Consider the following 19,879-nt stretch of genomic DNA (forward strand, 5'->3'; position numbering starts at 1 on the left):
TTTTCTTTCTAAATTCTAAATAGAGGTAACGATTGCTGATATTGATGTCAGAGAACTTTTAACGCAGCAATGAAAAAAGAATGGCTGACACAAGGAACGTTGGCTACGCGGTGTGCTGGGATTCGTAGATGTGGCACCTGTAGCCAAAGGATTGCATGCTTTTGGAAATGTAATAACTGGCTTAAAAGCAGGTGTTAGTACTACTACAATTAAAAATGCTTCCAAAGTAGGGTTGAAGAAGGCGGATCCCGTTTGAAGCAGGCTGAGAATCTTCTTAAAGAACGAGCGCAAAATGTGAACCGGTTATTTGGAGAGAAACTCGGCAATCTTTCTCTAAATATAGAGAAGAAAACACCTGTGGAAATGCGTCAGCGTTTGAGAAGAAATCGGCGCAGTTTTTTGAGGGGTTGAATATGAAGAGTGGGCAGGTAATGCTGAAAATTATGATTACAAGGAATGGGAATATTATCTAGATAGTGGGGGTTATCAACTGACTCCAGGGGGATTAAGAATTGCAAAAGTAAAAGAAATAAAGAAAGTTAAATCCTACATAGAAGATAATAACATAAAATTTATCATAGGTAGGAAAGGCAGAATATCACCGGATAAAACAGCAGGAGGATTTAATTATAACACTGGAGAAATTGTCTTAAGGAGTAATCTAATCTTTTCTGAGTCTAAAACATGAAAGTTATCATGCAGAACAATATATACAGCTTAGGAAAGAAAAATACTTAGAGCAAACAGTATTAGAAAGAGAAGAGTATGTTTATAATCAAATCATGAAAAATAAAGAACTTTTTAATTCCAGTGAGGTATTAGAAACACAAAGATATATTTATAATTTGAGAAAGGGACAATGGCCTCAAATAGATTGGAAATATTTTACATAAAGAAAGAGGAATGAATAATGAAAACTAATATTACAGCTAGTGAAGCTTTAAAAATAGCTCAGAAATATTAAGAAAGTTATAAAATACCAGGAGTTATTAACGATGATATTAATAAATCAGTTAAATTTTATGCGAGTTTTTATCGTGTAAAAGGATTTGCATGGCTGGTTCTTTCGGATTTAAAAGATAAGTGTTATGAAGGTTCTGATGAGTTTACGATTGTAATTTCAGATGAAAAATCAGAAGTTGAATTTGTGATAGATCATAATGGTATATCACAACGTCCTCATATTCCTGTAGAATCCGAAATGACTGATGAAGAATTTGAAGAAATATTCGGTGATGATGAAAAAGAAAATTAAAAACCAAGAAAATAAATATATTATTTTGAAGGTATAAATACTATCATTAATAAAATTAATAAATAAAAAGATTTTTAAGAGTAGGTGTTAAAAAGATGACTTCGGTATTATGGTATTATCCCCTCATAGTAGACAGTTGAAAGAAAGTTACTGTACTGTTTATTATGGAGGGGATTTTTTTATGGGGAAAATTAGAAGAACTTTTTCGATTGATTTTAAAATGAAAGCTATTGAAATGTACTTACATAGAGGAATGGGTAGTAAATTAATTGGAAGGGAATTAGGAGTTACATATTCAGTTATAGACAGATGGATTAAAAACTACAATAGTGAGGGTATTCTTGGCCTACAAGAAAAACGAGGGAGATCTAGACAAACAAATGCAAGTTCAATAAAAACAAGTCATGATGATAGAATAGAACGATTAGAAGTAGAAAATGCATACTTAAAAAAGCTCTTAGCTGCGAAAAAGGAGATGAGGTCAAAAGAGACAAATCAATAGAATACGAGATCATTCATACATTAAAGCATAGCTTTCCAATTGTGTTTCTTTGTGAAATTGCGGGGGTCTCAAGAAGTGGATATTACAAATGGGAAAAAAGAAGAACTAATCCCTCTGAAAAGATGAAGGAAGACCAATTTATTATGTCCAAAATAGTGGAATGCGAACTAGATCCAGATATAAATGGTAGTTTTGGTTATCCAAGAGTTTGTACATGGCTCAAAAAGTATTGTGGTTTACAGATAAATCATAAAAGAGTGTACCGTTTAATGAAGAAAATGGGGATACAAGCTAAGATTCGAAAGAAAAAGTGGAGGCATTTTGGCTTAAAAGAACAATGTGTCGTATCAAAAAATCGTTTAAACAGGGAATTTTCAGCCAGCAAGCCAAATGAAAAATGGGTTACAGATATAACCTATCTCACTTTTAACGGTAAGCGTATGTATCTTTCAGTGATAATGGATCTTTATAATAACGAAATTGTAGCCTACCAAGTAAGCGAAAGCAACAATTTAAAATTAGTTATAGACACAGTGAATAAGGCCTTAAGAAAAAGAAATGTCCACGGAACAGTATTACATAGCGATCAAGGGTATCAATACACGTCCAAAAAATACAACCTATTACTTAAAAAATACAAAATGAATGTAAGTATGTCTAGGAAGGGCAATTGTTATGATAATGCATGTGTAGAGAGTTTTTTTAGTCATTTTAAGACAGAATGTTTTTACAGAAATGAGTTTCATGAAAAAGAGCAAGTTTTCAAAGCCATTAGAAGATATATGAGGTATTACAATAACAAACGATTCCAAAAAAAATTAAACAACCTTAGTCCTGCTGAATTTGGAACTAAGGCTGCTTAATGAAAAGGCATCTAATCTTTTACTGTCTACTTGACAGGGGTAAGACCATTATTCCGACGTTATTTTTTGCATTTACGCAATATGAAGATTACAAGGTGCTCCATGATTTTAGCAGCAAAGTAGGAAATTCATCGACATTGAAATGGACCAGCCGTTTTATGAAGATATGGATGCCTTCGCACAAGCAATGCGAGATTTAACGATTAATAAATATGAAACTCGAAACACCATCGGCGCTAAAGGAACAATTGCCGTGCCTATGTCCAAACGACAGAGCACGTCAAAGACAAAATCAAAATAAATGATACCTTTACTTCCAACAATGTGTTTACGACCACTATGATAATTTTATGATTAGAACAGAAAACTTACCAGGTGGTTTTGCTGAACCTTGTGAGAATTGTAGTAGAACGTTTTTAGATTTCTATAACATTGATTACTAGGAGGAATGAAAATGGAAATATCAAATAAGACAATAGAAGAATTAAAAAAAGCGGGATGGTATGAGGGTAGAAAAATAGACATATCAGAAAATGTAAAGTTCCTTGAAGAAAGAGGATTTGAGGTTTTTGAAAGTGCAAAAAAATTTATGGAGGAGTTTGGAGAATTACGAATCAGTGTTGAAAAGATTTGGTCAGATGGGTCTAAGGCAATATCTAAACATACCACTTGCATTAAGGAAGTGATAGGTGTGTTAGATAGTTCGTGTTTTGGTTTAGAAGATTTTATTGATGATAAAGTTATTCCTATAGGTTCACTCTATAATTTTGAGATAGATTTATTCATATCAGAATCAGGAAGAATATTTGAATCAACAGGTTGGGCAGGAGAGAATGCTTTAGAAGCATTTGATCATATTATTCTTGAAAAAGGAACAATGATTTGGGATAAATTTAAAGGGTAATAATATTTTTTAAATGCAAAATTATCTCCTAATCTCCTACAATGATAAATCCAATTTCCAAAAGAATATTACCCTCTTTTTGTTATTTATGTATAATAATAGAAGGGGGGTATTTGTATGAATTATAAAAAAACAATAGCAAGCACAATGCTAGTAGCTTCATTATTTACATTATCTGCTTGCAAGGAAAAAGAAGTAGTAAAGCCAGTAGAGAAGAAAGAAGAGTCTCAAAAGGAACATATAACACCTGATAAAACAGAGGAAGTCACTACAGAAAAAGAAAAGCAAGATGTACAAAAGAAGGAAGAAGGACAAATTGGTATACAAACAACAGTAGAAGAACTTCGGCAACATATTGATAAACGCGGTTACATACTTTACACGGATCATCCGATTCGCCGTGTTACAAGTGAAAATAATCGAGTTACCGATATATCTAATTATGGTGATTCGGTTATTAATATTCGTACAGAAGAACCACTTGAAAATTTATCGTCAGATTTGGTGAAAGAAGGATATGCATTTATGACAGTACAACAAGATCCTTCTTTTCAATATAAATCATGGGATGAAATAACAAATTTAGAAAGGGCACTTGTAAAAGCAGCATATGCATCAGTTCCTGTACTTCGTGTGCTATAGGCTCCTGCAAGAAAGGGAGATTTCTCAAATACTGCTGAGATTACAGAGGCATTTACATACCTCCGAAAAGGTGGAGAATTCGATTATATGGCTCCTGTCGCCCAAGGCGAAGTAGACCAAGGGCTATTTCAAAAGAATGATAAACTGAAAAAAAGTTGGAGTAAGTTAGCAAACATAGAAAACCCTAAAGAGAATAAAATAGCCTTTTCCCAAGCATATGAAGAGGCGCGACAAGAGACAAATAATATGATAGGCCTTCTAAATATTTTATTGTCTAAAAATTATAAGGAACGTCTGTCGCAGCTTCCTAGTAAATAAGATGATAAGGCATCCAAATAAGGCAAGTGAAATATCTGAACAACATGATGAAACAGAATCATTAATTCATTAAGAGGAAATATTCCAAGTAAGTTGGAGAGTAAAAACATAATGGATGAAAGAAAACAATTAATTGAACAAATAAAAATTGTGATAACTAGCCTTGAAGAAAAGTATTTTAAAGAAATACAGAGAGGAGGGGTTCTACAACTTATATACATAAGATATAAAAATGCATTAGAGATACTTGAGAATGATAAAGATATTGCTAGAATTACTATTATCGGTGGTATAAGAGCATATCTAGATAGTTATAGTGACTATGAAAATTCTATATTAGGAGAGTTATATAAAGCTGAAAAATTGAATAAAGAATTATTAAATTAAATAGATTGTTATAATTAGCTGTTATTTTTTATGTGTAAGGTAAATAGCCACAAAAATAGGTACTCAAGTGAGTATCTATTTTCTTATTCATTAGATTCAAAAAATTAATACATAAAAACATTTAGGGAGGCGAGAGCACCTAGCTATGCATAAAAGCGGTCGGGACCTTTGCCTATTACATGCAAAGGTTAAAACAAAGGGAGAAAGTAAGTGCAGTTTATGTTTTGTTCCGCATAGCAGCTACTTATATGTTGAAAAACTAAAACAGATTTATATGCTTTAACCGTACTTTTAAATTGAATTAATAGCACTCAAAATTAGGAAGTAGGTAGTAAATAAATGTTAAAAATAAAAGAAGAAGATTTAGGCTTTTTCGAAGTTGCAAATAGAAACCGATTAAGTCCTGATAATATACGAATCTTTTTTGGGGGAGTTTTTGCATATACCTCTATACCAATGTTTATCATATTTTTAGCTTTTTTGCTGAATGGCGATAAGATTTTTTTAAGTCCTTTTGAGAAAATAGTTTTACGAACTGAGGTAAAGTTATACATTTTGGAGTTCATTTTTTTAATGTTATACATGTCTACAAAGGTTGCTTTTAAATTACAGAAACTCCAAACCATCGTGACTTTATTTTATTCTTTTCAGTTAGCAACATTACCATTTATGGTTATGGTGGTTGAAGAGATATTTGAGTTTCCATATAACAATAAAACACTGGTTTATATTGGTTTAATACTGTTGGGGGCAATCTGTACTCATATTATAGCTACAATTGATGTTTTTAAACAGGCAAAACATGGAGGATATAAATTGAAAGGAGCGGCTGTCTCGTTTTTTACTAACACGAAATTATTTTTATTGATTGGAATGATAATCTGTGTAATGGTTCTGCTTGTATTAATTTTTATAAACCTTAATTATACATTTAATCAAATGGCAATTTATGTTGGACAAACAATAATATTATATATATTCGCTGTTGCATCAGCAGAATTCGTTTTATTGGTGTATTGTCGATTCAAATTCCCATCATTCAATATTACATGGGAACAGCACGAAAAGGAACGTCAAGAATTTATAGCAAATAGAAAAAGAATAAGAGAGCAAGAACAAAAGCGAAACAAAAACTGAAATGAGATTTGTAAATGATAATCGTAAACTGATTTTTTATCTATGTAGAAGAATCTATTTATGACGAAAGAAATAAATCACTGTATAAGAGGTAGAGTTTATGAAAGTTCACTATAAAGCATTATCACTTTTAAATTTAATTAGCATCACTCAAATTGTGAAAAAAGCCGATTGGTTGTTACCAGCTATCGCGCTTAGAAATCAGGTGGTTCACAACGATATATATCCAATAAGACCAATTCTTTTTACATATTCACCATTAGAGAATGAAACAAAATATGGTTAATATATGTATTGCGTTCCAGTGAATGAACGGGTGAATATGGAAGAGGGTTCACCATATGAGTATATTGACGCTATTCTTATTGAAGAAGCGCTTTGTGTTAGATTTTCAGATGAAGATGGTGATGTAGATAGTAGAACAATTTGGTTCTCGATGTTGGTAATCTACTAAATCATATAGAAGGTGGAGCAATTGAATGTGGAACATAAAAGAAGAAGATCTAGATGAATTTAAAATCACATGTAGAAGTCGTTTAAGTCCTGAAGGTGCTACAGGGTTTATGATGGGAGCGATAGTTTATATTTCATTATTCATGTTTATTATTTTTGTAGGAGGTTTGGATTACTATACTACTTTTTTTGATAAAACTATTGTTACAATTGAAATTGTGTTATACAGTCTTCAAATTATATTTTTAATTCTATATCTATTTCCAAAAGCTCGTTTTAAATTTCAAAAGTTACAAACACTTGTCGTATTATTATACGCATTTCAACTGGCAACTATAGGATTCACGATGTTGGTTCTTCCAGGGATGGTTGATTATTCAATTGATCGGATTACATTAATGTATGTAGGTTTATTATTTTTAGGAGCAGTGATTGTTCATATTGTGACAACGATTGATACGTTTAAACAGGCGAGTAAAGGTGCGTTTAGTATGGATGAAAGATCCGCTTCATTTTTTAGTAAAACAAAAGGGAATGTGATAACTGGAGGTGCAATATATGCACTAATTCTTCTTATTTTGATTTATTTTCATAATGATTATACGTTAGATACTTTTTTGGGGTATGTAATAGGGACTATTGTAATGTATGCAGTAGCCATCGGTGCAGCTGAATTTCAACTATTAGTCTATTGTCGATTTAAATTTAAATCATTTAATATAACGTGGGAAGAAAATGAGAGAGCACGTAAGAGATTTTTGAAGAAAAATAAAAAATATAGATCGAAAAGTAGGTAATGAAGGAAGATAGAAATGGAAACAAATTATATTTTTACATACGCTTACTATTAATTGAATATATAAGTAAATTGAAATACGAATGAAAATACGAAGTAAATGAACATCAGGAATCATCGCGATGACATGAAACGATCAAAGCATCTTTCGTATCAAATATGTAAGTAACGAATCAGCTTTAGGAAAAGATGAAGTCTATTACTATCTAAAAGGAAACATTATGAAACTCAAAATGCCGAGAGGAACGAACGAGGTGACAGTATGAAAAAGAAAAAGCAAGTTAAGGTGATGATTGTTATGACGATACTTGCGACTTTATTTAGTGGGTGTAGTTTTGGAGAAACGAAAATTGAATATGAACGGTTGGTAAAGGCACTGGATGAAGGGGATACGAAGACGATTATGTCTGCGAGTGATGATGGGTATGCCAGTGTAAAAGAAGCAGCTAGCTATAGCACTTTTGAAGAAAAGGAAGATGGTAAACATATTAGAACAATATATCAAACAACTAGTGGAGTATATAATATAAAAGAAAAAAATTTATATGGAACAACAACACAAAAAGTTACTACTGACATAAAAAATGAGAAAAACATTGGTAATAATAAAAATTACAAGAAAGAGAACGTTTATAGTAAAAGTGTAAGATATGCAAATAATCAATTGAAAACTCCAAGTCAAAACTTAGATGTTTCGTACGTAAAACTAATGTTTGAGAGATTACAAGGAATCAGCAAACTAAAGCCGAGTGAGGATAAAAAAAGATTTAGCGAACCAAGTATAATAAGTTATGATTTAACAGAATCACAATTTCAACAAGTGATTAATGATAAGTTAAAATTAGAATATGATAAATTTGATTCCGCAACGTTATTGATTGAATTTAATTCCGCTAAAGATACAAAAGAAAATCCGATGGAAATAACTGAAATAACTATTTCGATAGGTTACGAACAAAAGAATGAAGAAGGTAAGATGATAAGACACGATCAAGAAATAACAGCATACTTGCGTACTAAGGAAAGTAATAACCAGAAATCCCAAAAAGAATATGAAGAGTATGAAAAACAATATAAGAATAATCAGTAATACATGAAAGAAGAGAATACAGCATGGAGGAAAATGTAAAGGATGAAGAAGATTTTAAAATAGATAGTGATGTAGGGAAGTTGAGGTTAGCTGCTAGAGATATTTATCAACATAATGCAAAAGAAAAAAATATAATAATCCGGACCCAGAGAAGAATAAGGAAAGATTGGAAATAAAGTTCGACGCTGAGCTTATAGTTTCGGATGATGATCACTCAATTTAATTTGTGTAAGTAATGATTATCTATTAGATGTAATATTTGGTTATTTTATATTTACTGTCATTATGTATGCTGTTGTCGTCGGTGCAGCTGAATTTCAACTATTAGCCTATTGTGGATTTAAATTTCCGTCATTTAATATAACGTGGGAAGAAAATGGGAGAGCACGTAAGAGATTTCGAAAAAAGCATAAAAAATATAGATCGAAAAGTAGGTAATGAAGGAAGAAAGAAATAAAAACAGATTATATTTTTGTAAACGTTTCTATAAACTTAATATATAAGTAAATTGAAATGCGAATGAAAATACGAAGTGAATTAACATCAGGCATCATCGCGATGGCATGAAACGATCAAAGCATCTTTCGTATCAAATATGTAAGTAACGAACCAGCTTTAGGAAAAGATGAAGTCTATTACTACCCAAAAGGAAGCATTGTGAAACTCAAAATGCCAAGAGTAACCAACGAGGTGACGGTATGAAATTGAAAAAGAAAGCTAATGGGATGATTGTTATGACGATACTTGCGACTTTATTTGGAGGGTGTAGTTTTGGAGAAACGAAAATTGAATATGAACGACTAGTAAAGGCATTGGATGAAGGGGATATGAAGACGGTTATATCTGCTAGTGATGATGAGTATGCAAGCATAAAAGAACAAGCTAGATATAGCACTTTTGAAGAAAAGGAAGATGGTGAACATACTCGAACAATATATCAAGCAACGAGTGGAATATATAATACAAAAGAAAAAAGTTTCTATGGAGCAACAACACAAAGAATCGCTACTGACATAGAAAATGAGAAAAATATTGGTGATAATAAGAATTACAAGAAAGAAATTGTTTATAGTACAAATATAAGATATGAAAATAATCAATTAAAAACTCCAAATCAAAGTTTAGATATTTTGCATGTGAAACTAATATTTGATAGGTTACAAGGAATCAGCAAATTAAAGCCAAGTGAGGATAAAAAAAGTTTTAGCGAACCAAGCATAATAAGCTATGATTTAACCGAATCGCAATTTAAACAACTGATTAATGATAAGTTGAAGTTAGAATATGATAAATTTGATTCCGCAATATTATTAATTGAGTTTAATTCCGCGAAAGATACAAAAGAAAATCCGATGGAAATAACGGTGATGAGCATAACAATAGGTTATGAAGAAAAGAATGAAGAAGGTAAGATGATAAGTCATGATCAAAAAATAGAAGCATACTTGCATACTAAGGAAGATAATAATCAGACTGCTAAAAATAAATATGAAGAGTATAAGAAGGAATATCAGGATAATAAATGAAGGGGAATGTTATAGGGGTTATTTTTTTCTATACCTAGGAATGTGTAATAGGAATACATAGTAAGACAGAATCTTTATTTATTGAGTCAATTTTTGTAGAAAAGATAAACAGTAAGGAACCTTTCTAATAAGTATTTATGAGATAAATAAGATAAATCGTTAAAATGAGAATGTTTCAAGTTGCAGAATAGGTACTCAAATGAGTATCTATTTTTTATTCGTCAAAATACGACAATTAATGATGTTGTTATTTGCTATAATTTGGTCGGAGAAATAAATGTTTTATATATTAAGAAATAAAATTCAATTTCTTTATTTGGTATTTATCTAGAAGGGATGAGATGAAATTTGAAAGGGTGTTTAACTGTATTATTGTGTTTGTTTTTCATTACAGGTTGTTCGAATACGGAAGTAAATCCAATTGAGTATGAATCGAAAGATATTTCGTTTAAATCTCCATCAAAAGATGCACCTGTTGAATTAAACATTTCGTTTTCAATGAATTATGTATATCGTGGAGAAAATGCAAATAAATTCATTCATCAAGAGAATGTATATAATCCAAAGTCTGAAGAAGGGTATGAGTGGGTTGTTGTGAATGTAGAAATTAATACTTCAGATCCTAAGGAACCTAAAAATAATGATGAAAAAGAGCGTATGAAGTATCATGAGCCATACTATTATGCTTCTGAGCACTTGTTCTCTTTTGTTGATAAAAATAAGAAGGAATTCACTAACACTGGAAAGGCCGTGTTAGATGGAGCTTTGAATGAAATGGTACCTACTTATAGTAATGAAACCGGGCTGATAGCAGGACAAGTGAAGAAAGGGGAACCTTTCTACATTAAGTTTCATCCGTATAAAGGAGAAGATTTATATATTCCGTCAAAGGAGATAAAGGAGTAGAGAAACCGTGTTGAAAAGAAGTCGATGGGTATACATATTTTTTGCAATTTTTTTGCTAACAGGTTGTTCTGAATCAAAACAAGAGACAGATGATACTATTCGGCAATATACGAAAGAAAAATTAGGGTTTGATGTGAAAATTGTTTCACGTGATAGTGTTGATTCAGGAAATATGGGTAACCGTAGTTATGGTGTGCAATCGAAGGAACCACCTTATATTAATTTTGATGTGCATGTAACAGGTTTCTTTTCTTCTACTGCAGAAGAAGATGATTATGCTACTCAAAAGAAGATTTATGGTGTATGGAAGTCTTATGAAAAAATGTGTGAACGTCCAATTAAAGAGTTTGGCGGAACGTTAGAAAGAGTAGAAGACGGTATTGGGGGAACGGACATTTTTGAGAAAGAAGAAAAGAGTAACCCTGAAAATTTATATATATCGCTAAAAACGCCTTTTTTTGTAGATACAAAAAATCCAAAACAATTGGAGCAATTATTAACAGTCGTACAATGTGCGAAAGCGTATAATCAGCAAATTGAATTACCATATATGCTGAAAAGTATCAATATAGAAATGGAAGGATACAAAAATGATATTGAAGATTTAGATGTCACTTCTATAGAAACGATCGAACAATTATCACAACAAATGATTGGCAATAGACTGAATGATTTTTATTTATTAGACCAAATGTATTTTAAGCATAGAGAACATATTGATAAAATGATATACGATATTAGACAACAAGATTATATATATACCGAAACTAAATATGACTCCCCGCCAATTTCGTGTATCGATAAGGAAGTGGAAGATGCAACATGTAAAAAAGGGTTTGTTATGAAATTAACAGATACAATATATAATCATAGTAATCAACCTGATATGAATCGTGTATGGCAACTGGTACAGTATTTACAATCAGCACCTATTAAAATTCAAGAGTTAAACATTCACTACCCTAGCTATAAAATTAAGCTTTCCAATCTAATGGATATTTCATTTGAAGAAGTAGAGAATCAATTCGTTCAACAGGTGCGGGGATATAAAAAGAAGGAACAAGAACAATAGGATAATTCATTATTACCATAATGAAAATATTTAGTCTTATTAAGAAAAATGAGTAACGATGAAAAGCTTTGCTATAAGAATCCCTCTTAGGAGCGGTCTTTTAGCAAGGCTTTATTGGTCTCTAGCCCTTGGTTTTGAATAGAGAATGCTAAGTGCAATGAAAAAGATTGGTGGTATAAGTAGAATCGGTAGACTGATTGCAGAGTCCTCAGTAAAGAGGTAGTGAATCATAGGTATATTCCAATTTTTCTACATATTTCAACTATCACACCACCTATATATTTTAATTACATTATAAAGTGAACGAGGTAATTGATTTCATTGAAAAATATGACATAATCAGTAAACTCATTAGATGTGATAGGAATTTGATTGCTCGCAGATCGTACCATTTAGTACTATAAAAACCAATATTTATTTCTGTATCATCCAAAAGCCGGGTTGCTTAAAACAACCCGGCTTTTGGATGATTTTATGACTGTGAAAATAAGAATTCAGGAAATTTATCTGAGTTTGATGAATTTCTGACATGTTTTTGTATAGCACCAACTGCTTTAAGAAAATAATAGTTTGCACCTGCACCTTCACCTTTAGCTGGTTCTAATTCTATAGATCTTTTTTCTAGTTTATTAAATTGAATTTTCCCTGCGTTTTTTTCATCTTCACAAGGAAAATTAGTATTAGCTTGTTGTGTAAATAAAATAAATAATATAACTTATGGTATTTGTATGATTGTATTAAGTATAATATCGTTGTTTTTAGCATTATTTATGTTATTTATTCCAGTGGTTTTACAAATCATTTCAGGTGCATTAGCATTTAGAACAATAAAAGAATAGTAGCCCCCCTTCATATTTATATTGTGAAGGGGGTTTTTTATTTTCTCTTTTCCTCTCCCAGTATTAGCGAATAATTGTGTTTTCTAGTATAAGAACCAAAGTTGAAGAGGAGCAAAAAAGAATACAAAGTGAAAATCCTGGCATAGCTTATCCTGAACTAGTGAAAAAAGGATTTGATTATATGTCTTCTTTATTGCCTGAAGCAGAAGTCTCTTCTATTGAAGAAAGTGCGACAATTCGAATGCATAGTAATGGTGACAATAAATGGCGTATAGGTGAAGATGGAATAAGAGGCCTTTCAAGAATTTTATATAGATATTAATTTATAATAGGCTACTGTATAATAAGGATATTTTCAATTTAGTATGTTTAGTGCCGATTTGAAATAAAGTCACGATGTTTATAAAAAAGATACTAACGATAGAGAATTGAGCTATTTATAGTTGAGTAATAAGCAAATCATAATAAAAAAGCACTTGTAGCAATTACTACAAGTGCTTTTTTGTGAGAATACCATTAAAAGAGCAAAACAAATAGGATAGTACAAACCCCTAAGTTAATGGGAGTGTGGTGCTATCCAACATCCATCAACTTAAGAAATTTATTGTTCCCCAATACAAAAAAATGAGCTGAATTCTCATAAATAACTGTAGAGGGATAAAAATTTCATTTTTGGGGTACTTCAAAACATTAGCTTGATGGACATGGGAACCCGCCAACATTGTAACGAAAATATACGCTAAGCAAAATTTGACATGAAACAACGCTGATTTTACTACTCTAAGTTATATCACCAATCTCAAAAACGAAGGTATATGAGACAACGAAAGCTACACATTACGGCTTATACAAATAGTAAAATGTGGATAGCGATAAACATCGTTAAGAGTGAACGGTATCAACAACCGTATTGAACAAAAACATCCCTCATGAAAAGCCTTCAACGCTTATATTATCGGTAATCATTAAAGTATGCACAGTGTTATCGATACATCGTCCACATCCCAATATCCCTAAACCCTAATCGCTTATAAATCCGCCCAGCAGCGGGATTGTTATAAAATAGACAAAGTGTTCTTCCTTCAGAAGTGAAATCTCGAATCATTTTTTGCAATATAAGTGAAGCATATCCTTTCCCGCGGTGACTCGGATGTGTACATACACCAACGACCATAGCGGATAATAAGTTTTCAGCGGACGTTGAGGCAGAAGCAATGATTTCTCCATCTTTTTCAATAAAATACGTTCGGCCTGTATTGGTTTCAAGTGATTGCCGCAAAATCTTTTCTGACTGTTCGGTATGGGGAAATTCATCAATTTGGTTTCGAAGCTTCATAATTCGTTCTACGTCATGTATTGTTGCAAGTTGAATCGTAGAATCAATTGTTGTTTCAGGTAGTGCAGTGTCATTTGTACATTCGCAAAAGTACATTTTATTTTTTGTACTAAGCTGCAATGCCGGAATGTGTTCAAATTGCTCTACTATATTTGATTTTCCAGAGATTTTGAGTGGTCTATGAGAAGAAAGAATCGTTGTATAGTCAGTTGCAGAGAAGTCACTTTTTCCATATGGTATGAACGCATCATGAAAGCGTAGTAAGACGGATTGTAACGTCCCATTTTTTGTGAATATGCCCCACAATTCTTGAAAATCTGCTTCGTAACCGAATGCTTCAATGTCTCCAATGATAAATAGGTTAATTGCTGCTTCTTGTTTTAGAAAAGTAAGAACAAGTTCATGGTCTGCCTTTGTTAATTTTCGAATCATAATATCTCCTCTTTATTTGTTTTTTCTAAATATTAGTACTTATTGTTTTGGAAATCAATACAAAATTTTATGTTTAGTTCACAAGGTTTCGGAAAAACTAGGAAAGATATGACAAAGGAGGTTATGAACGGTGGATCATCCAATTCAAGGATTAATGAAAGCAGCGATGGAGAATTTAAAGGAAATGGTCGATGTCAATACAATCGTTGGGGAGCCTGTTCAAACGGCAGATGGCGGAGTAGTATTAACCGTTTCGAAAGTGGCGTTTGGCTTTGGCGCAGGTGGATCGGATTTTCAGACGAATGATGGACAGCGGGCACAAGGGAATCCGGCATTTGGCGGTGGTAGTGCGGGTGGTGTTTCTATTACACCAGTAGCTTTTCTTGTGGTAAATAAAGATGGCGTAAATATTCTCCATTTACAAAATGCAACACACTTAGCTGAAAAGATGATTGAGCTTGCACCACAAACGATTGATAAGATCCAATCTATTTTTCAAAAGAATGAAAAACAAAATGGAACGCAACAGCGACAAAATCCAGACGAAATCGCGTAAAAAATGCCTGTTTTCTAACAGGCATTTTTTCTTGTAATCAGTATGTAATAAAACTCATGAAATTGTAAATAGTTTTTGAAGTTTTTTCTATGTTTCTAAAAATTTTCATGATAAAATATGCTATAGAATTGAAACATATAAAACGAAGGTGGCTAGGTGCTTTGTCTGGAGGATCTGACCAAGTAAAGAATATGATATATATTAATGGTAATCGTCGAGGTCATTGTTTTATTACATCTGGAATAACGTTTGAAGAGTTTGCAAGTAACATCCCTTCACCACTTCATCAAGTTTTACTTTTAAAGCATAATTTTGAGTGGACAGATTTTCATTATCATACTTTATTCGAATATGTCGAAGAAGAGAACATACATAAATTAATTAAAGCAGAGATTGATGAATTTGATGAGTTTTGTTGGGTTGATTTTGATGATGCAAGCGATTTAGATGAATTGGAGCCAAAGGAAATTGCGGAATTGCTATATTTGGCTCACAAAAAAGAACCACTTGGAAGAGCGTTTTTCCCACTCTTGAAAAATAGATTTGTATATTTTTCACATGATGACGATTGGTACAATAAAGTGTACTACCGCAGAATGACGGATTTTGTAGGGATGCTTAGTAAAGTTATTCCATATAAGCTCGGTTCATTTGGGAAAAAACGATTTTCTTTCTTTCAAAAATCGAAAATATTTCCAGCTATTTCAAAAGAAGTTATTATTGGGCTTGTTCCGTTAATGGAAGATGGCATGTATATTGATTTAGCGGGGAAAATTGAGACAAGACGAGGTCTAGAAATTCCTGTATACGTAATCGGTTCGTATGAAAGTACGGATGAGGTGCTAGATAATATACAAGAGTTAAAAGAGGGCGCGTCAGAAACTGGTTGGCTCATTTTTGATAAGAAAGAACAAGAGTGGCAATGGGTTGTGGACTGAGAGAACTTGACGGTATGAGTCAAGTTTTCTTTCTTTTTAGAAAGGAGAAAAAATGAAGAAATATTATACAGCAATGGGTATTGTAAGTATTATCCTTGTTGCAGTACTACTTTTAACTTGTCCGAAAGAATCTGATTTTCAAGCTTATTTAGAAGACAAGTACGCTTTAATTTGTAAGGAAGATAATTTTGAATGTACGCAAAATATAAACAAACAAGAAGAGAAAATGAAGTTTGTGAGTAGCGACACGCGAAACGGTGTGTTCTTTATGAACGTAAAGCAAACTTTTGAAACAGAAGCTGGGAAAAAGAAAGAATACAGTGGAGTTGGGCTCTTCGGCATGTTCCTCTTTGTTTCGGAAAAGACTTTCTAATTATGATTAGAAGGTCTTTTTTTTGTGCGTTCGTTCATATAAATGAAATAAGACGAGCTAAGGGGGCATTGTGATGAAGAAAACATGTATTGTTTGCGGAGGAGAGGAATTCTTTTCATCCACCTTATATGCGCGAACAAAACAAGATTGGGCGTATGCACCAAATATGTATCGTTTTGAAAAGGTATTTATTGAGCATCGGGATGAAGAAAATTATCCTGTTTTCCAGGAGATTACTGCCAACCACTGCTGTGGATGTGGGCATATTATGTTATTTCACCAATGAACACACCAAGTGAAACTTGGTGTGTTTTTTAGAGTGCAGATAAAGCAAGTGGATACAATAGCGTGAATAAAACAGAAAAACTGCCAAATCCAATTGCTGTATATCCAAGTGTTTTTGCTCCGAAATTTACAGCTAATAAACCAATCAATATGGAAAGAGATCCTAACGTAACTGGATAGAAGGCAATCGAGAATAAAGAAAGAAACAGTGCTGCATAGCCGATAAGCGTACCAGTATCCGTTCCTTCTATTTCATGTGCAATCTCTTTACGACGACTTCTAATCGGAAGATGTTGCGGTGAGATTTCAGCTGCATATTCTTCCTTTTTTTCACCACTTTTAAAATGATGCGTCCGTTTTTTGTGCAATGTACATCCCTCTCTTTCAATTGGGTGTATCTTTATTATTTTGCATATCGAAGAAAACATGAGTATGAGTTATATCCAAATAAAGCAAAATTTGGAGAAACCGTTGGTCTGTTGCTATCTTATCCATCTCTCACTCAGAATAAACAGGAATTTGGGAAAATGATGTAGAATGAAATGAATGATAAAGTGAAACTTTTCTCAGGGTGGGGGCTTCATCACCCACTGAGAATGAGTCCGCACCAATCGGGTTCTTATAGGCAGTTTATCCCTTTACCTCACTTCTTTGCTTCTTGCAGAACTTAGAGGTGGCGGATTACTGCCCATTAGTGCGGGATAAATAAGTGAAAGTAGGGGGAGAAATGACAAAGTTTAATTGGCATGAAGCAGCACAGAAGAAATGGGATGATCGAGCGGACTTTTGGAATCAAAATAGTCAAGAAATGTGGGATCACGGGAGCCGTAGCACAATTATTCCTTTTTTTGAAACGTATGTACAAAAGGGAGTGGCAGTTCTAGATGTCGGCTGTGGTGATGGATACGGTACATACAAATTAAGCCATGCAGGATATAAAGCATGTGGTGTAGATTTATCAGAACAGATGATTCAAAGAGGAAAAGAGCGAGGCGAAGGCCCTAATTTGTCATTTGTAAAAGGAGACCTGTCATCTTTGCCGTTTGAAAATGAACAGTTTCCAGCAATCTTAGCCGTCAATTCATTAGAATGGACAGAAGAACCACTGCAAGCATTAAGTGAAATAAAGCGTGTTTTACAGCAAGATGGATATGCATGTATTGCTATTTTAGGTCCTACAGCGAAGCCGCGTGAAAATAGTTATCCTCGCTTATACGGAAAAGATGTGATTTGTAATACGATGATGCCATGGGAGTTCGGACAGCTTGCTCAGGAACAAGGATTTACACTCATCGATGGCATGGGTGTGTATAAACGAGGTGTAAACGAGCAAATGCTTGGACAATTATCGTTAGAATTGCAACAAGCATTAACATTTATGTGGGTGTTTATGTTCAAAAAATAAAAAAACTATTTTATTAGTTTTTTAACCAGGTAAATAAGTGCAGAAAATACAAAAAACTGATACAATATGGGCAGAAACAATTAAAGGGGGACTAGGGTATATGACAACTACTACAACAGTAAAATCCGATATTGAAATTGCACAAAAAGCAAGTATGAAGAAAATTCAAGAGATTGCAGCTGAATTAAACCTTTTAGAAGAAGAGTTAGAGCCGTATGGCCATTATAAAGGTAAGCTATCACTTGATATTTTTAAGCGCTTACAAACAGAGAAGGATGGAAAAGTTGTTTTAGTAACAGCAATTAACCCAACTCCAGCCGGAGAAGGTAAATCAACAGTAACAGTTGGTTTAGGTCAAGCTTTTAATAAAATTGGTAAAAAAGCAGTCATTGCACTTCGTGAACCATCTCTTGGACCAACGATGGGATTAAAAGGCGGTGCAGCAGGTGGCGGTTATTCACAAGTTGTGCCAATGGAAGATATTAACCTGCACTTTACTGGTGATCTTCACGCGATTACAACTGCAAATAACGCATTAGCAGCGTTCATCGATAACCATATTCAACAAGGAAATACACTTCGTATTGATACGCGTAAAATCGTTTGGAAACGCTGTGTAGACTTAAATGACCGTGCTCTTCGTAACGTTGTCATTGGTCTTGGTGGACCAGTTCAAGGTGTACCTCGTGAAGATGGCTTCGATATTACAGTTGCGTCTGAAATTATGGCTGTATTCTGCCTTGCTACAGATATTCAAGACTTAAAAGCACGTTTAACTCGCATTGTAGTAGCTTATAATATGGACAATGAACCTGTAACAGTAAAAGATTTAGGTGTAGCAGGTGCATTAACACTTCTGTTAAAAGATGCGCTAAAACCAAACTTAGTACAAACATTAGAAAATACACCAGCAATTATTCATGGTGGACCATTCGCAAACATTGCTCACGGTTGTAACAGCGTAATTGCAACAACAATGGCAGCCAAACTTGGTGATTATGTCATTACAGAAGCTGGCTTTGGTGCAGATTTAGGTGCTGAGAAATTCCTAGACATTAAAGCACGCGCAGCTGGTATTAAACCAGAAGCAGTTGTAATCGTGGCAACAATTCGTGCGCTTAAAATGCACGGTGGCGTAGCGAAAGATGGATTGAAAGAAGAAAATGTAGATGAGTTAGCAAAAGGAATGGGGAACTTACAAAAACACGTAGAAACAATTCAAGCGTTCGGTGTTCCATTTGTTATTGCAATTAACAAATTTATTACAGATACAGATGCAGAAGTTGCATACTTACAAAACTGGTGCAACGAGCGTGGCTACGAAGTATCCTTAACAGAAGTTTGGGAAAAAGGTGGTCAAGGCGGTGTGGACCTTGCAGAAAAAGTAATAAAAGTAATTGAAAAAGGTGACAACAAATACGCACCACTCTATGACTTAGAAGCATCATTAGAAGAAAAAATCCGTACAATTGCACAAAAAGTATACGGCGCAAAAGATATTGAATTTGCTCCGAAAGCTCGTAAGCAGTTGGCGCAATATGAAGGAGAAGGCTGGAGTAATCTACCAGTTTGTATGGCGAAAACACAATATTCTCTTTCTGATGATGCAACAAAATTGGGTCGACCATCTGACTTTGTTGTGACGATTCGTGAATTAAAACCATCTATCGGTGCAGGCTTCATCGTAGCGTTAACAGGAACAATGTTAACAATGCCTGGTCTTCCAAAAAAGCCAGCTGCACTGCAAATGGACGTAAATGAAGATGGGAAAGCAGTTGGTTTATTCTAAAAGGTTGTAATTCCTCTCTTTTATCTGTAAACTATATATACATCACACATGGCGCCTTTCGATGGAAAGGCGCCT

The 19,879-nt window shown here is 33.4% G+C and carries 25 protein-coding genes and 3 pseudogenes; 26 read left to right on the forward strand and 2 right to left on the reverse strand.

The features are described from left to right. Positions 1-252 precede the first annotated feature (252 nt). From QUF99_RS13930 to QUF99_RS14010, 20 genes and pseudogenes are all read left to right on the forward strand, one after another. Positions 253-411, forward strand: coding sequence for a hypothetical protein (locus tag QUF99_RS13930; RefSeq protein WP_289370799.1), 159 nt, complete (start codon positions 253-255; stop codon positions 409-411). 79 nt (positions 412-490) lie between these two features. Then, on the forward strand, positions 491-688 hold the full coding sequence (locus QUF99_RS28530; RefSeq protein ID WP_483298631.1) for a zincin-like metallopeptidase toxin domain-containing protein: 198 nt from the start codon (positions 491-493) through the stop codon (positions 686-688). Beyond that, positions 672-893: a zincin-like metallopeptidase toxin domain-containing protein gene (locus QUF99_RS28535; protein WP_353958425.1), complete on the forward strand. Its 222-nt coding sequence runs from the start codon at positions 672-674 to the stop codon at positions 891-893. The genes QUF99_RS28530 and QUF99_RS28535 overlap by 17 nt, the downstream gene beginning before the upstream one ends. Positions 894-1,436: 543 nt before the next feature. Continuing rightward, entirely contained in the window at positions 1,437-1,757 is a 321-nt protein-coding gene (locus QUF99_RS13935) for a helix-turn-helix domain-containing protein (protein ID WP_289368028.1), read from the forward strand. Continuing rightward, positions 1,697-2,620 (forward strand): IS3 family transposase, encoded by a 924-nt coding sequence (locus QUF99_RS13940; RefSeq protein WP_289368369.1) that lies wholly within the window; start codon positions 1,697-1,699, stop codon positions 2,618-2,620. The genes QUF99_RS13935 and QUF99_RS13940 overlap by 61 nt, the downstream gene beginning before the upstream one ends. Positions 2,621-3,074: 454 nt before the next feature. After that, positions 3,075-3,524: an SUKH-3 domain-containing protein gene (locus QUF99_RS13945; protein ID WP_289370801.1), complete on the forward strand. Its 450-nt coding sequence runs from the start codon at positions 3,075-3,077 to the stop codon at positions 3,522-3,524. A 117-nt stretch (positions 3,525-3,641) separates the two neighbouring features. Next, a complete protein-coding gene (locus QUF99_RS13950) occupies positions 3,642-4,166 on the forward strand; it encodes a hypothetical protein (protein ID WP_289370803.1) in 525 nt (174 codons plus the stop codon). A gap of 87 nt (positions 4,167-4,253) precedes the next feature. Next, complete coding sequence (locus tag QUF99_RS13955) at positions 4,254-4,484, forward strand: hypothetical protein (RefSeq protein WP_289370804.1); 231 nt, start codon at positions 4,254-4,256, stop codon at positions 4,482-4,484. A 111-nt stretch (positions 4,485-4,595) separates the two neighbouring features. Continuing rightward, on the forward strand, positions 4,596-4,871 hold the full coding sequence (locus QUF99_RS13960; protein WP_289370805.1) for a hypothetical protein: 276 nt from the start codon (positions 4,596-4,598) through the stop codon (positions 4,869-4,871). A 339-nt stretch (positions 4,872-5,210) separates the two neighbouring features. Beyond that, a complete protein-coding gene (locus QUF99_RS13965; RefSeq protein WP_289370806.1) occupies positions 5,211-6,008 on the forward strand; it encodes a hypothetical protein in 798 nt (265 codons plus the stop codon). 100 nt (positions 6,009-6,108) lie between these two features. Then, a pseudogene (locus QUF99_RS13970) lies at positions 6,109-6,423 on the forward strand (hypothetical protein); the annotation flags it as partial. Between the two features lie 64 nt (positions 6,424-6,487). Beyond that, a complete protein-coding gene (locus QUF99_RS13975) occupies positions 6,488-7,258 on the forward strand; it encodes a hypothetical protein (RefSeq protein WP_289370808.1) in 771 nt (256 codons plus the stop codon). Positions 7,259-7,340: 82 nt separating this feature from the next. Continuing rightward, positions 7,341-7,523, forward strand: a pseudogene (locus tag QUF99_RS28720) (hypothetical protein); the annotation flags it as partial. Further along, the gene (locus QUF99_RS13980) at positions 7,520-8,347 is read left to right on the forward strand and encodes a DUF3952 domain-containing protein (RefSeq protein ID WP_289370809.1); all 828 of its coding nucleotides are present in this window, start codon (positions 7,520-7,522) and stop codon (positions 8,345-8,347) included. The pseudogene QUF99_RS28720 and the gene QUF99_RS13980, both read left to right, overlap by 4 nt. Positions 8,348-8,370: 23 nt before the next feature. Continuing rightward, a complete protein-coding gene (locus tag QUF99_RS13985; RefSeq protein ID WP_289370811.1) occupies positions 8,371-8,523 on the forward strand; it encodes a hypothetical protein in 153 nt (50 codons plus the stop codon). Positions 8,524-8,866: 343 nt separating this feature from the next. Next, positions 8,867-9,049 (forward strand): annotated as a pseudogene (locus QUF99_RS28725) (hypothetical protein); the annotation flags it as partial. Continuing rightward, positions 9,046-9,873, forward strand: a complete 828-nt coding sequence (locus tag QUF99_RS13995; protein ID WP_289370813.1) for a DUF3952 domain-containing protein — start codon at positions 9,046-9,048, stop codon at positions 9,871-9,873. The pseudogene QUF99_RS28725 and the gene QUF99_RS13995, both read left to right, overlap by 4 nt. 348 nt (positions 9,874-10,221) lie before the next feature. Beyond that, positions 10,222-10,779, forward strand: coding sequence for a hypothetical protein (locus tag QUF99_RS14000; RefSeq protein ID WP_289370814.1), 558 nt, complete (start codon positions 10,222-10,224; stop codon positions 10,777-10,779). 7 nt (positions 10,780-10,786) lie between these two features. Next, entirely contained in the window at positions 10,787-11,851 is a 1,065-nt protein-coding gene (locus QUF99_RS14005) for a hypothetical protein (protein WP_289370815.1), read from the forward strand. A 915-nt stretch (positions 11,852-12,766) separates the two neighbouring features. Continuing rightward, complete coding sequence (locus QUF99_RS14010; RefSeq protein ID WP_289370817.1) at positions 12,767-13,012, forward strand: DUF5105 domain-containing protein; 246 nt, start codon at positions 12,767-12,769, stop codon at positions 13,010-13,012. Between the two features lie 660 nt (positions 13,013-13,672). On the opposite strand, the gene QUF99_RS14015 is transcribed toward QUF99_RS14010, so the two are convergent. After that, complete coding sequence (locus QUF99_RS14015; protein ID WP_289370818.1) at positions 13,673-14,458, reverse strand: GNAT family N-acetyltransferase; 786 nt, start codon at positions 14,456-14,458, stop codon at positions 13,673-13,675. Positions 14,459-14,588: 130 nt separating this feature from the next. On the opposite strand from QUF99_RS14015, the gene ytfJ reads away from it, so the two are divergent. The 4 genes from ytfJ (at position 14,589) to QUF99_RS14035 (ending at position 16,611) form a co-directional block, all read left to right on the forward strand. Further along, positions 14,589-15,014, forward strand: a complete 426-nt coding sequence (gene ytfJ, locus QUF99_RS14020; protein WP_289370819.1) for a GerW family sporulation protein — start codon at positions 14,589-14,591, stop codon at positions 15,012-15,014. A gap of 161 nt (positions 15,015-15,175) precedes the next feature. Further along, positions 15,176-15,952 carry an oxalate:formate antiporter gene (locus QUF99_RS14025; protein WP_289370820.1) on the forward strand — a complete coding sequence of 259 codons (777 nt, stop codon included), beginning with the start codon at positions 15,176-15,178 and terminating at the stop codon, positions 15,950-15,952. A 52-nt stretch (positions 15,953-16,004) separates the two neighbouring features. Next, positions 16,005-16,325, forward strand: coding sequence for a hypothetical protein (locus QUF99_RS14030; protein WP_289370822.1), 321 nt, complete (start codon positions 16,005-16,007; stop codon positions 16,323-16,325). A 73-nt stretch (positions 16,326-16,398) separates the two neighbouring features. After that, complete coding sequence (locus QUF99_RS14035) at positions 16,399-16,611, forward strand: hypothetical protein (RefSeq protein ID WP_289370823.1); 213 nt, start codon at positions 16,399-16,401, stop codon at positions 16,609-16,611. Between the two features lie 28 nt (positions 16,612-16,639). On the opposite strand, the gene QUF99_RS14040 is transcribed toward QUF99_RS14035, so the two are convergent. Continuing rightward, positions 16,640-16,978, reverse strand: coding sequence for a permease (locus tag QUF99_RS14040; RefSeq protein WP_289370825.1), 339 nt, complete (start codon positions 16,976-16,978; stop codon positions 16,640-16,642). 359 nt (positions 16,979-17,337) lie between these two features. On the opposite strand from QUF99_RS14040, the gene QUF99_RS14045 reads away from it, so the two are divergent. Both QUF99_RS14045 and QUF99_RS14050 read left to right on the forward strand, forming a co-directional pair. Further along, positions 17,338-18,015 carry a class I SAM-dependent methyltransferase gene (locus QUF99_RS14045; RefSeq protein WP_289370826.1) on the forward strand — a complete coding sequence of 226 codons (678 nt, stop codon included), beginning with the start codon at positions 17,338-17,340 and terminating at the stop codon, positions 18,013-18,015. Between the two features lie 100 nt (positions 18,016-18,115). Next, on the forward strand, positions 18,116-19,804 hold the full coding sequence (locus QUF99_RS14050) for a formate--tetrahydrofolate ligase (RefSeq protein ID WP_289370827.1): 1,689 nt from the start codon (positions 18,116-18,118) through the stop codon (positions 19,802-19,804). Positions 19,805-19,879 lie beyond the last annotated feature (75 nt).

Origin of the sequence: Bacillus sp. DX4.1, assembly GCF_030348195.1 — a bacterium.
In the GTDB taxonomy this organism is placed as follows: Bacteria; Bacillota; Bacilli; order Bacillales; family Bacillaceae_G; genus Bacillus_A.